Source organism: Geodermatophilus sp. SYSU D01180 (assembly GCF_054050415.1).
The window spans coordinates 100,320-112,917 of record NZ_JBJGZH010000012.1 but is presented as its reverse complement, the minus strand read 5'-3'; the positions used below and the strand labels follow the sequence as shown (position 1 = coordinate 112,917).

8 protein-coding genes are annotated in these 12,598 nt (G+C 79.0%); 5 read left to right on the top strand and 3 right to left on the bottom strand.

All coding sequences use genetic code 11. The annotated features are described in order from the left end of the window. Positions 1-22: 22 nt before the first annotated feature. Positions 23-427 carry a cupin domain-containing protein gene (locus tag ACI8AA_RS13175; protein WP_457044861.1) on the bottom strand — a complete coding sequence of 135 codons (405 nt, stop codon included), beginning with the start codon at positions 425-427 and terminating at the stop codon, positions 23-25. Between the two features lie 177 nt (positions 428-604). Between ACI8AA_RS13175 and ACI8AA_RS13170 the strand changes: the two genes are divergently transcribed. After that, positions 605-2,017, top strand: coding sequence for an MFS transporter (locus ACI8AA_RS13170; RefSeq protein WP_457044860.1), 1,413 nt, complete (start codon positions 605-607; stop codon positions 2,015-2,017). Here the strand turns inward: ACI8AA_RS13170 and ACI8AA_RS13165 are convergent. Further along, positions 1,965-3,266 (bottom strand): hypothetical protein, encoded by a 1,302-nt coding sequence (locus ACI8AA_RS13165; RefSeq protein ID WP_457044859.1) that lies wholly within the window; start codon positions 3,264-3,266, stop codon positions 1,965-1,967. The two genes, ACI8AA_RS13170 and ACI8AA_RS13165, sit on opposite strands and share 53 nt — an antisense overlap. Positions 3,267-3,325: 59 nt before the next feature. Between ACI8AA_RS13165 and ACI8AA_RS13160 the strand changes: the two genes are divergently transcribed. Further along, positions 3,326-5,083 carry a hypothetical protein gene (locus tag ACI8AA_RS13160; RefSeq protein WP_457044858.1) on the top strand — a complete coding sequence of 586 codons (1,758 nt, stop codon included), beginning with the start codon at positions 3,326-3,328 and terminating at the stop codon, positions 5,081-5,083. Here ACI8AA_RS13160 and ACI8AA_RS13155 read toward each other — a convergent pair. Then, on the bottom strand, positions 4,975-6,393 hold the full coding sequence (locus tag ACI8AA_RS13155) for a glycosyltransferase family 4 protein (RefSeq protein WP_457044857.1): 1,419 nt from the start codon (positions 6,391-6,393) through the stop codon (positions 4,975-4,977). The two genes, ACI8AA_RS13160 and ACI8AA_RS13155, sit on opposite strands and share 109 nt — an antisense overlap. A gap of 82 nt (positions 6,394-6,475) precedes the next feature. Here ACI8AA_RS13155 and ACI8AA_RS13150 point away from each other — a divergent pair, with 82 nt between their 5' ends. The 3 genes from ACI8AA_RS13150 to ACI8AA_RS13140 all read left to right on the top strand — a co-directional run bounded on the left by ACI8AA_RS13150 (position 6,476) and on the right by ACI8AA_RS13140 (position 12,596). Beyond that, a complete protein-coding gene (locus tag ACI8AA_RS13150; RefSeq protein ID WP_457044856.1) occupies positions 6,476-7,207 on the top strand; it encodes a methyltransferase domain-containing protein in 732 nt (243 codons plus the stop codon). Positions 7,208-7,372: 165 nt separating this feature from the next. After that, positions 7,373-8,335 (top strand): porin PorA family protein, encoded by a 963-nt coding sequence (locus tag ACI8AA_RS13145; protein ID WP_457044855.1) that lies wholly within the window; start codon positions 7,373-7,375, stop codon positions 8,333-8,335. Positions 8,336-8,369: 34 nt separating this feature from the next. Further along, positions 8,370-12,596 (top strand): alpha-(1->3)-arabinofuranosyltransferase domain-containing protein, encoded by a 4,227-nt coding sequence (locus tag ACI8AA_RS13140; RefSeq protein WP_457044854.1) that lies wholly within the window; start codon positions 8,370-8,372, stop codon positions 12,594-12,596. Positions 12,597-12,598 lie beyond the last annotated feature (2 nt).

Sequence of the window (12,598 nt, the reverse complement as noted above, 5' to 3'; positions counted from 1 at the left end):
ACGGCACCAGGGGGCGGCGGGGTCAGTCCCCGGTCGGCGGCTCGTCCTCGCCGGACTCCTCGGCCGCGTCGGCCTCCTCCTTGGTGTGGTGCACCGCGCCGTCGGCGTGCTCCGGCGGGCCGTAGACCGTGTAGAGGATCAGCGGGTTCTCGCCGGTGTTGACGAAGTTGTGCTTCGTCCCGGCCGGGACGACGACCAGGTCGCCCTGCGCCACCTTCTTGGTGGCCCCGCCGACCTTCGCCTCACCGACGCCGCTGACGAAGGTGAGGATCTGGTCGATGTCCTCGTGGACCTCCTCGCCGATCTCCCCGCCCGCCGGGATGGTCATGACGACCAGCTGCGTGTTCTGCCCGGTCCACAGGACCCGGCGGAAGTCGGGGCTCTCCTCGGCCACGGTCGCGATGGTGAAGTGGATGACGGACGCCATGGACGGCGCTCCTCCCTGTCTCGCGGCACCCGGACGGTGCTCCTCGGACCAGCCTTGCCCCCCGCTGCTGCGGCCCATGCCTGTTCATCCGCAGGGGTGGTGCACCCGCGGCCGGCCCTGCTAGCGTCCCGGCATCACGGTTGGAATGTCCAACCGACAAGCCTGCTGGGGGCGCGCGTGTCCCGATCGGTCGAGTCCCGTCCCGTCCCCGCGGCCGCCGCCGGCGCCGGGGCCGCCGTGCTGCAGCGGCGGACGCTCGCCGTCGTCTCGGTGAGCACCCTCGTCGTCCTCGCCGCCTTCGTCACCCCGCTGGCCACCGCCGTGGCCACCGCGGCGGACCTCGGTACCGGCGCGGGCGGGCAGGCGTGGCTGCTGTCGGCGATGAGCGTCGGGCTGGCCGCGGCGCTGCTGGTCACCGGCGCCGCCGCCGACGACCTCGGCCGCCGCCGGGTGTTCACCGCGGGCCTCGTGCTGCTGGCCGCCGGCGCCGCGCTGACGGCCGCCGCGGGGTCGACCGGGGTCTTCGTCGCCGGCCGGCTGGTCGAGGGCGTCGGCGGCGCGGCCGTGCTGGCCTGCTCGCTCGGGCTGATCGCCCAGGTGTTCCCGCTCGGCCCGGCGCGGGCGCGCGCGGCGGCGGTGTGGGGCGCCAGCGTGGGCGCGGGCACCGGCGTGGGCGGGCTGGCCGCGGTGGTCCTCGACGGCGACACCGGCTGGCGGGCCACGCACGTCGCCACCGCCGTCGTCACGCTGCTGCTGGCGGTCGCCGCCCGGCTGCTGCTGCCGGAGGCCGCGCCCGGCCGGCGGCCGCGGGTGGACGTCGCCGGGCCCGTGCTGCTCGTCGCCGCGGTGTGCTGCCTGCTGGTCGGGCTGGTCGCCACCCGCACCGGCACCGGGACCGCTCCCGTGGTCGCGCTGCTCGCCGGCGGCGCGGTGCTGACCGCCGCGTTCGTGCTGGCCGAGTCCCGGGTGCGCGCGCCGATGGTCGACCTCGGCCTGTTCCGCGTCCGCGGCTTCCTGGCCGCGAGCGTCGGCGCGCTGGTCACCGGCGCGGCCACGGTCGGGCTGATGTCCTTCCTCGCCACCGTGCTGCAGCGGGCGCTGGGGGAGAGCCTGCTCGCGACGACGGTGCTCGTGCTGATCTGGTCCGCGGTCGCGACGGCGACGTCGGTGGGCCTGCGCTGGCTGCCCGGCGTCGACGGGCGGGTGCTGCTGGCCGCCGGCCTCGCGGTCTCGGCCGCGGGCCTGGCGGCGCTGGCCGTCCTCGACCCCGGCGACCGGGCCGCCGCGCTGCTGCCGGGCCTGCTGGTCCTCGGCGTCGGCTACGGCGCGGCCAACGCGGCGCTCGGCCGCGAGGCGGTGGCGCACGTGCCGCCCGAGCGGGCCGGCATGGGCAGCGGCGCCAACAACACCGCCCGCTACCTGGGCGCCGCCGTCGGCGTCACGCTGGTCGTCCTGCTGGTGACCGCGGGCGCGCCCGCCGGCACCGCGGCCGGGCTGCTGGCCGGGTGGGACGCGGCCGCGCTCGCCGGCGCCGGGGTCAGCGCGGCCGGGGCGCTGGCGGTGCTGGCACTGCGACCGGCGCGCCGCTGACCGCGGTCGCGGCCACCGCGGCGTCGCCGTCCGGGTCCGGTGCCGCCGCGCGCAGCCGCAGCAGGCCGACGACCACCAGCAGCACGCCGGTCCCGGCCGCGGTCCCGACGACGGCGAGCACCGACAGCCGCCCGGCCGCGGCCAGGACCTCCACCACCGCGCACTCGAGCGCGACGGCGCCCCAGACCGCGGCGGCCGCGACGCGGTCCGCGGCGGCGATGCCGGAGTAGAGGAGCAGCTGCGCCAGCGCCAGCAGCGCGCCGCACGCGGTGAACACCCACGCCCAGCCGCCCAGGGCGCTGCCGTAGGCGGCCCCGCCGACCAGCGGCAGCGCGGCCTGCCCGAGCGCCGCGGTGGCCGCGGTCAGCAGCGCACCCAGTCCGCCGACGACCGCCAGCGCGCGCGGCAGCTCGCGCCGGCGGGCCGCGGCGTCGGCCATCCGCGGCAGCACGACCACGCCCACGCCCTGCGGCAGCCAGTAGGCGACCTTGGCGAACACCGCGCCGACGGCGTACTCGCCTGCCAGCGCGGCGGGCAGGTGGTGCCGGGCGAGCAGCAGGTCGACGTTGACCAGCAGCACCAGCCCGGCCAGCGCCCCCGCGGCCCGCGCCGCCGCCCGGGCAGGTGCGCGCAGCCCGCGGGTCACCCCGGGCCGGCCCGCGCACAGCCAGGAGACGGCCGCGCCGGCCGTGCACCCGGCGGCCATGCCGGCCAGCGCCGCGGCCGGCGTGCCGCCGGCCAGCAGCCCGGTCAGCGCGCCCGCCGTCTTCAGCGACCCGAAGGCGACGACGACCACCGCCAGCCGCCCGTGCCGCCCGGTGCCCTGCAGGACGCCGTCGTAGGTGCCGACCAGGGTGTGCGGCACGAGGACGGCGACCATCCAGGCGGCCGCGGTCGCGTCGGGCAGTCGCAGCAGCGCGACCACCGGCGCCAGCGCGAGCAGGCCGGCCAGCGCGGTGGCGGCGCCGGTGGCCAGCGCGGTCGCGTGCAGGCGCGGCACCTCGGCCGCAGCCGCCTCCGGCGACCGGCCGCCCAGCCGCAGCGCGGTGGCGGTCTGCAGGCCGGTGGCCGGCACCGTGCCGACCAGCAGGACGCCGAGCAGTGCGGCCAGCTCGCCGTAGGACGCCGGGGTGAGCACCCGCGCGGCCAGCACGGTGACCACGTAGGACAGCGCGCTCACCGACAGCAGCGCGCCGGACACCAGCGCCGCCGGCGCCACGCGGGCCGCCCGGCTGCGGGACCCGCTCACGCCGCGCACCTACGCTGCTGGCGCCCGGGAGCCGGGGACGACGGGGGAGAGGGGCGCGCGTGGAGACCGCCGTCGACCCCGCCGTCGATCCCGTCACCGCGCCCGACCGCTCCCCGTGGCCGGCCCGCGCGCTGGCCGCCGCGGTGGCGCTCCTGGTGACCGCGCCGGTGCTCACGCCGGGCTACGTGCTGCTCGCCGACATGGTGTTCGTGCCACGCCAGGACCTCGACCTCGACGCCCTCGGCCTGTCCGGAGGGCTGCCCCGCGCGGTCCCCGCCGACGGTGCGGCGGCCCTGCTGACCGCGGTGCTGCCCGGCTCGCTGGTGCAGGCCGCCGTGCTGCTGCTGGCCGTCTACGCCGCGGTGCTCGGCGCCGCGCGGCTGGTGCCTCCGGGCGACGACGGGCGCCGCGGCGCGGCCGGCGCGGTCGCCGGGCTGGTCTACGGCTGGAGCCCCTACCTCGCCGAGCGGCTGCTCATCGGCCAGTGGACGCTGCTGGTGGCGTGGGCCGCGCTGCCCTGGGTGGTGCGGGCCGCGCTGCGGCTGCGCGCCGGCGAGCCGCGGGCGCTGCCCCGGCTGGTGCTCGCCGTCGCGCCGGCCGCGCTCACCCCCACCGGCAGCCTGCTCGCGGCGGGCGCCGTGCTCGCCGGCACCGGCCGCCGCGGCGCCGTCCGCGGGCTCGCGGCGGTCGCGCTGCTCTCGGCGCCGTGGGTGGTGGCCGGCCTCCTCGCCCCGGCCGCCGGCACGTCGGACCCGTCCGGGGTGGCCGCCTTCGCCGCCCGCGGCGAGAACTGGGCCGGCGCCGTGGTCGCCGTCCTCGGCACCGGCGGCATCTGGAACGGCGCGGCCGTCCCCGGCAGCCGCGCGTCCGCGCTGGCCCCGCTGGTCACCGCGTTGCTGCTCGCCCTCGCCGCCGCGGGCTGGGGGCCGCGGCCCGCCCGCGCGGACGGCGGCGGCCGGCTGCTCGGACTGGGGGCCGCGGGCCTGCTGCTCGCCGTCGCAGGCGTCCTGCCCGGCACGCGGGACCTGCTCGAGGCCGCGGTCGCCGGCGTGCCCGGGGCCGGCCTGCTGCGCGACGCGCAGAAGTGGGCGGCCTGGCTCGCGCTGCCGCTCGCGGTCGGCGCCGGGCTCGGCACCCGCCGCACGGTCGCGGCCGTGCGCGCGCACCTGCCGGGGCAGGCCGCCGGGGCGGTCGCCGTCGCGGCCGCGCTGTTGCCGCTGGTCGCCGTCCCCGACCTCGCCTGGGGCGTCGGCGGCCGGCTGCAGCCGGTGGCATGGCCCGCCGACTGGCAGACCGTGCGCACCGTGCTCGCCGAGGACCCCGCGCCCGGCGACGTGCTGGTCCTGCCCGCCGGCGCCTACCGCGCGTTCGGCTGGAACGGGAACCGCCCGCAGCTGGACCCCGCGGCCCGCTGGCTGCCCCGGCCGGTCCTCGCCGACGACACGCTGGTCGTCGACGGCCGGCCGGTCCACGGCGAGGACGCCCGCGCCGCGCAGGCCCTCGCCGCCGCCGGGGACGCGCGGGCGCTGGCCCGGCTCGGCGTCGGCTGGGTGCTGGTCGAGCGGGACACGCCCGGCCCGGCCGTGCCCGCCGCCGTGGGGGACCTGCCGCTCGTCGTCGACGGCGCCGACCTGCGGCTGTACCGCGTGCCCGGCGCGCTGCCGGGACCCCGGCCGGCGGCCGCGCGGGCGGTCGCGGTGGGGGTCGCTCACGGCGCCGCGCTGGGCGCGGTGGCCGGGGCTGCGTTGTGGATCACGCTCGCGGCGTCTATGGTCCCGCTCCGACGTCGCCCCCCGAGGAAACGAGTGCCCGCGTGAAGACCCTCCTGGCCGTGCTCCTGTCCCTGGGCACCGGTGCCGGCATCGGCGCCGCCGCCGTCGCCGGCGTCTCGGCCGCCGTGGACCCGGACAGCTCCGCGGTCGAGCAGAGCGACCAGCAGTCGATCGACGTCCTGGACTACGGCACCCGCGGCTGACCCCCGGCCGGCGCCCGCAGCGGCGGGCGCCGGCACGCCCGCCAGGACCCCGCGCAGAACCCGCGCCCAGCCCCGCACCGCCGACGGCCAGTCGAACCGGGCCGCGTGCAGGGCCGCCGCGGCGCCCATCGCCGACCGCGCGAGCGGGTCGGCCAGCAGCCGGTCCACCGCCTCGGTGAGCTCGTCGAGGTCGTCGACCAGCACGCCGGTGCGGCCGTCGAGCACCGACTCGGTGAGCCCGCCCGAGGACCGGTAGCCCACCGTCAGTGTCCGGTGCGCGCCGGCCTCGGTGACCACCAGGCCCCACCCCTCCTTGACCGAGGGGCACAGCTGCAGCCACGCCCGCGCGAGCTCCGCGTGCTTGGCCGGCTCGTCCAGGAAGCCGTGGAACTCGACCCGGTCGGCGACGCCCAGCCGCTCCGCCTCGGCCCGCAGCCGGTCCTCCCACCAGCCCTCGCCGACGACCGACAGCACCAGGTCCGGCCGCTGCCGCCGCAGCCGGGCCAGCACCTCGAGGGCGTGCTCGACCCGCTTGTGCGGGACCAGCCGGCCGAGCACCACCACCCGCGGCGTCGCCGAGCGGCGCACCGCCACCGGCGGCGCGGGCTCCACCCCGTTGGGCACGACGGCGACCCGCGCCGGCGCGACGCCGAGCCCGGCCAGCTCCGTGCGGGTGGCCTCGGAGACGGTGACGTACCGGGACCGCCGGTAGACCCACGGCGCGACCCGCGACTCCAGCCACCAGCCCACCGCGCCGCCGACCCGGCCGAAGACGATCGGCCACTGCTCGCGGTGCACGTGGTGGACCAGCACCGTCACCGGCGCGCGGGTCACCAGCGGGCTGCAGAAAGGCAGCCCGTTCTGGACGTCGACGACGAGCCGGGCGCGCGAGCGCAGGACGTGCAGCAGCGCCCGCGGGTAGACGCCGAGCCGGCCGCCGCGGCGCACCACGTGCACGCCGTCGACGTCCTCCTCGGCGGGGGCGCGGTCGTGGGCGGCGCAGAACATCTCGACCCGCAGCCCCGCGGCCGCGAGCCCCTCGGCGACCCGGTGCACGTACCGTTCGGACCCGCCGCCCTCCGGGTGGCCGAGGTCGCGCCAGTTGACGAACAGGACGTCGACGGGCGGACGCCGGGGGGAGACGCGGATCACCCGCGGCACGATACAGACGGGTACCAGCCATTCCACCCGCCCGAACGGGCGGTCCTTCCGGCGCTGAGGAGAGACACGGGAAATGGACCGGACGGCCACGCTGCGGCGGTCGGTGCGGTTGTTCCGCGCCTTCCTGCGCGAGCAGACCGATCCCGATTCCTTCTACGGCGTCCTGGCCGAGGACTCGGTGCGCCAGCTCGCCCGGCACGCGGACCTCGCCAGGGCCACCGTCCTCGACGTCGGCGGCGGGCCGGGGTACTTCTCGGCCGCCTTCCGCGCGGCCGGCGCCCGCTACGTCGGCCTGGAGCCCGACGCCGGCGAGATGGCCGCGCGGGGCGAGCCGGAGCCCGGCACGGTGCGCGGCAGCGGCGAGGCGCTGCCGGTGCGCACCGGCGCCGTCGACGTCTGCTACTCCTCCAACGTGCTCGAGCACGTGCGGCACCCGTGGGTGATGGCCGACGAGATGGTGCGGGTGACCAGCCCCGGGGGCACCGTGCTGCTGTCGTTCACCCCGTGGCTGTCGCCGTGGGGCGGCCACGAGACCGCGCCCTGGCACTACCTCGGCGGGGCGCGGGCCCGCCGGCGCTACCGGCGGCGCACCGGCCACGAGCCGAAGAACCGGTTCGGGGAGTCGCTGTTCGCCGTCTCCGCGGGGGCGGCGGTCCGCTGGGCCCGGCGCTGCCCGGACGCCGAGCTCGTCGCCGTGTACCCGCGCTACCACCCGTGGTGGGCGGCGTGGGTCGCGCGCGTGCCGGGACTGCGGGAGCTCGCCAGCTGGAACGTCGTCCTGGTGCTCCGCCGGACGTGTGCGTGACGGCCGGTAACGGGCGTTATCGACGCCGGTACGCGCCCGTACCCCCCTCGATCGGGGGACCGGTACCGTCCGGAACCGACCGGTGTTGGCGTGTGGTGTAGCCGACAGTAATGTGACCGCGCTGCGACGCCTGTGGAGCCGTCGCTCGGTCGAGGAGGTCCCCGCATGCGTCGTCGTGTCCTCGGGTTCGTGCTGCTGGCCCTGGGCGCGCTGTGCCTCGGTGCGGCGCTCGCGATCCGCCTGGTGCTGGCGCCCACCCTCGTGACCCTGCCCCTGGACCAAGAGGCGTCGCGGGCCGTCGTCGACGAGGAGGCGACCTACCTGGACATGGAGCAGCTGGAGGAGGCGCAGGGCGAGGTCACCGCGCGGCTGACCGTCCAGGGCGACGCCGACTCACCCGACGCCTCCGACGACGTCGCCGTCTGGGCCTCCGGCACCACGATCACCACCGCCGACGGCACGCTGGTCACCGAGCCCACCGAGGTCGTCAACTGCCTCGACCGCAAGACGGCCGAGGCGGTCGACTGCGGCGCGGCCAGCGAGGACATCGACGGCCTGACGCTGACCTTCCCGTTCGACACCCGGCAGCAGGACTACGAGGTGTGGAACGGCAACGTCGGCGAGGCGGTCACCGCCCGCTACGACGGCGAGGACGAGGTCGAGGGCGTCGAGGTCTACCGGTTCCTGCAGTCGGTCCCCGAGACCGTGATCCGCCAGATCGAGGTCCCCGGCAGCCTGGCCGGCGAGTCGAGCGATGCGACCGTAACCGCTGACGTCGTCTTCAGCAGCGAGCGGGAGATCCTGGTCGAGCCGGTGAGCGGCAAGATCGTCAGCTCGGTCGAGAGCCCGGTGACGGTGCTGCGCGGCCCCAGCGGCGACACCGGCGTCACGGTGCTCGCGGCCGAGCTCGGCCCCACCGAGGACGGGCTGCGCGATGCGGCCGCGGACGCCGCCGACACCCGCGACCAGATCACCCTCGTGCAGCGGACCCTGCCGCTCGCCGTCGCCGGGCTCGGCGTGCTGCTGCTGGTCGCCGGCGCCGTGCTGCTGCGCGGGGACCGGGGCGCGCACCGGGCCCCCACCACGGCCGCCGCCCCGCCGACCGCCCCGGTGTCCTTCGCCAAGTGACGCCCGACCGCCGGCGTGACCCCCACCCGGGGTCGTGACCGCCGCTCCGCCGACGACCGAGCCCGCCGAGACCGCCCCGGCGGGCTCGGTCGCGTCGCGGGAGCCGGACCGTCCGCCGCGGGGCCCCGGCTCGACGGCGCTGCTGCGGCGGCTGCGGCTGGCGATCGTCTGCACCGCCTTCCTCGGGCTGGCGCTCACCCAGGCGCCGGGCCGGGTCGTGCCGGACACCAAGCTCGACCTCGCCGTCGACCCCGCCGGGTTCCTCGGCCGCGTCCTGCAGCTGTGGGAGCCCGAGGGCTTCGCCGGGCAGGTGCAGAACCAGGCCTACGGCTACCTGTTCCCGATGGGCCCGGTCTTCGCCCTCGGCGACGCGGCAGGCCTGCCGGCCTGGGTCGTGCAGCGGCTGTGGTGGGCGCTCCTGATGAGCACCGCCTTCCTCGGGGTCGTCGTCCTGGCCCGGCGGCTGGGCATCGGGACGCCGGCCGCGGGGATCGCCGGCGGGCTGGCGTACGCGCTCGCCCCACGCATGGTCACCGCCCTCGGCGCCACCTCGGTCGAGGTGGTGCCCATGGCGGTGGCGCCGTGGGTGCTGGTGCCGCTGGTCGGCGTCGCCGCGGCCCGCTCGCCGCGGCGGGCGGCCACCCTGTCCGGCCTCGCGGTGCTCTGCGCCGGCGGCGTCAACGCGGTGGCGGCCGCCGCCGTCCTCCCGCTGCCGGTGCTCTGGCTGCTCACCCGGCCCGGCGGGCCGCTGCGCCGCCGGCTGGCCGCCTGGTGGGCCGGCGCGGTGCTGCTGGCCACCGCCTGGTGGGCCGGTCCGCTGCTGCTGCTCGGCCGGTACAGCCCGCCGTTCCTGGACTACATCGAGAACGCCGACGTCACCACCGCGCCGACCGACGTGCTGTCGGTCCTGCGCGGCACCGACCACTGGCTGGCGTACCTCGGCTCGGCGACCGGGCCGCTGTGGCCGGCCGGCTGGACGCTGGTGGCCGAGGCCCTCCCGGCGGCCGGGACGCTCGTCCTCGCCGCGGCCGGCCTGTGGGCGCTGGCCCGCCGCGACCTGCCCGCGCACACCTGGCTGGTGCTCGGCCTGCTCAGCGGGGTCGCGCTGGTGACGCTGGGCCACCTGGCGACCGTCGACGGGCTGCTCGCCGCCCCGCTCAACGCCGCCCTCGACGGCCCGCTGGCGCCGCTGCGCAACGTGCACAAGTTCGACCTCGTCCTGCGGCTGCCGCTGGCGCTGGCCCTGGCGCACCTGGTCGGCGTCCTCGCCCGGCGGTCCCGGCAGCGCCCCGGCCGCCGGCCGGCGTGGGTGACCGAGTGGGTGCCCGCGTGGCCCGACCGCTGGCCGCACCCGGCGACGCTGCTGGCCCGCGCCGTCCTCGCGGTCGTGGTGGTTGCGCTGGCCGCCACGGTCTCGCCCGCGCTCGCGGCTCGGCTCGCGCCGCCGACCGGTTTCGAGGAGGTCCCCGGGTACTGGGCGGACGCGGCGCGGTACCTGGCCGCCGAGCAACCCGCCGGCCGCGCGCTGCTGGTGCCGGCGTCGTCGTTCGGCACCTACGCGTGGGGGAGCCCCCAGGACGAGCCGCTGCAGCCGCTGGCGGACTCGCCGTGGGACGTCCGCAACGCGATCCCGCTGACACCCGAGGGGCACATCCGCGTCCTCGACGCCGTGCAGCGGCGGCTCGAGCGCGGCGAGGGCTCGGCGGGGCTCACCCGCTTCCTCGCCCGCGCCGGCTTCTCCCACCTCGTGCTGCGCAACGACCTGGACACCGGGGTCGCGGGGTCGGCGCGGTCGGTGGTGGTGCGCCAGGCGCTGCGGGACTCGCCGGGCATCACCCCGGTCGCCGCCTTCGGGCCGGCGGTCCCGGAGGTGCCCTACCTCGACGGGATCACCCTGGACGCCGGGCTGGTCGAGCCCGCGCCCGCGGTCGAGGTCTACGCCGTCGAGGACCCCGCGCCTCGGGCGTGGACCGCGCCGCTGGCCGACGCCGCGGTGGTCGCCGGTGGGCCCGACGCGCTGCTCGCCCTCGAGGACCGCGGCCTGGTCACCGGCCGGCCCACCGTGCAGGCCGGCGCGGCCCCCGACGGCGCCGGGCCGGCGATGGTCAGCGACGCCCTCGTGCGCCGCGAGCGCACCTTCGGCCGCATCGACGGCGCGGCGTCGGCCGCGCTGTCTCCGGACGACCCGCGGCGCCTGACCGGCCCCGCCCGCGACTACCGGGTCGAGCACCCCGCGCAGGCCGAGACGGTCGCGCGCTACGCGGGCGGCACCCCGAGCGCGTCGAGCTCGGCGTCCGACGCCGGCGCCCTCGGCGGCTCCGACCCGGCCGCCGCGCCGTGGGCCGCCCTGGACGGCGACCCGGCCACCACCTGGCGGCCGGCCCTCGCCTACGGCGGGCAGGGCGCCTCATGGTGGCGGGTCACCGCCGACGCCCCGTTCCGCGCCGCCGGCGTGACGATCACCCTCGCCGCCGACACCGCCGACGACCCGCCGGCCGTCGTCCGGCTCACCACCGACACCGGCACCGTCACCCGGCCGCTGCGCGCGACCGCCGAGCCGCAGGACCTACCGCTGCCCGCGGGCACCACCCGGACGCTCACCATCGGTGCCGACCCCGCCGACGGCGACCCCGGCGACGGGCTCGCGCTGGCCGAGGTGGACCTGCCGGGCGTGACCGTCACCCGTTCCCTCGTGACCCCCGCACCCGACGGCGCGGTGGCGGCCTGGGCGTTCGACGCGCTCGGCCCGGACGGCACCGCCTCCGGCTGCGTCGTCGACGCCGGCGGGGACCCGCGCTGCGCCGCCGTCCTCGCCGCGGCCGCCGAGGAGCCCGCGGGCCTGGACCGGGTGTTCACCGCGCCCGCGCCCACCGACGCCGACCTGGCGCTCACCGCCCGGCCGCGCCCCGGCCCGGCGCTGGACGCGCTGCTCGCCGACGCCGGCGGGGCAGGCGTCCGCGCCACCGCCAGCAGCACCGCCGTCGCCGACCCGCGGGCGAGCGCGCTGGCGGCCGTCGACGGCGACCCGGCGACCGCCTGGCGGGCCGCGGCCGGCGACGACGCCCCGACGCTCACGCTCACCTGGCCCGCGCCGCGCACGGTCGACTCGCTGCGGGTGGTCACCACCCCGGGCCTGGCCGCCTCCTTCCCGACGGCGGTCACCCTCCTCACCGGCGGGCTGCCGCGCACCATCGCCCTCGACGACGACGGCACCGCGCGGTTCGCCCCGGTCACCACCGACCGGCTCGAGGTGCGCTTCGAGCTCCCGCTGGAGCTGCAGACCTTCGACCCGGTCACCCGTTTCGTCACGCCGCTCGGCGTCGGGGTGAGCGAGCTCGAGGCCGGCGGCCCGGCGCAGCCCCTCGACCCCGGCGCAGAGGTCACCGTCCCGTGCGGCGACGGCCCGGTGGTGACCGTCGACGGGGAGCGCCGGGAGACCACCGTGCGGACCACGGTCGGCGCGCTGCGCGCCCTCGACGAGCTGGACCTCGAGCTCTGCGACGACCCCGGCGTCGCGCTGGCGGCGGGCGAGCACCGGCTGGGAGCCACCGGCACCGACCTGCTCGCCGTCCGCTCGGCGACGCTCGCCGCGGCGGGCCCCGGCACCGCGCCCGGCCGGGCGGCGGCCGCCGTGACGCGCTGGGACGCCGAGCACCGCGCCGTGCGGGTGGCCGACCGGGACGAGCCGACGCTGCTCGTCGTCCCGGAGAACACCAACCCCGGCTGGCGGGCGACCCTCGACGGCGCGGTGCTGGAGGCCGTCGCCGTGGACGGGTGGCAACAGGGCTACGTGCTCCCGCCGGGCGCAGCCGGGACGGTGACGCTGGAGTTCACCCCCGGCACGGCCTACCGGGCCGCGCTCATCGCCGGCGCCGCGGCGGTGCTGCTGCTGGTGCTGCTCGCCGTCCTGCCCGTGCGCCGGCCGCGGCCCGTGCCGGCCCCCGGGCGCCGCGGCCGCGGCGCGCAGGCGCTCGTGGTGTTCGCCGCCGTCGCCGGCACCGCGCTGGCCGGCGGGGTCGTCGGCCTCGGGCTGCTCGCGGTCGCGGTGCTGGCCGGGGGAGCGGCGCGCACCTGGCGGGCGGCGGTGCTCGGGGGCGCGGCCGCCGGGGCGGTGGCGGTCGCCGGCGTCCTGCTGCTCGCGGTGCCCGACGGGACCGGCACCGCCCGGCAGGTGCTGGCGCTGGCCGCGCTCGCGGCGGTGGTCGCCGTGGTGCTGCCCGCGGCCCGGGTCCGGTGGCCGCGGCCGCGCGCCGCGGACTGACC

Excerpts from the sequence above, each read along its gene's own strand:
- ACI8AA_RS13175 (WP_457044861.1), bottom strand. The coding sequence starts at position 427 with ATGGCGTCCGTCATCCACTTCACCATCGCGACCGTGGCCGAGGAGAGC.
- ACI8AA_RS13145 (WP_457044855.1), top strand. The coding sequence starts at position 7,373 with ATGCGTCGTCGTGTCCTCGGGTTCGTGCTGCTGGCCCTGGGCGCGCTG.
- ACI8AA_RS13150 (WP_457044856.1), top strand. The coding sequence starts at position 6,476 with ATGGACCGGACGGCCACGCTGCGGCGGTCGGTGCGGTTGTTCCGCGCC.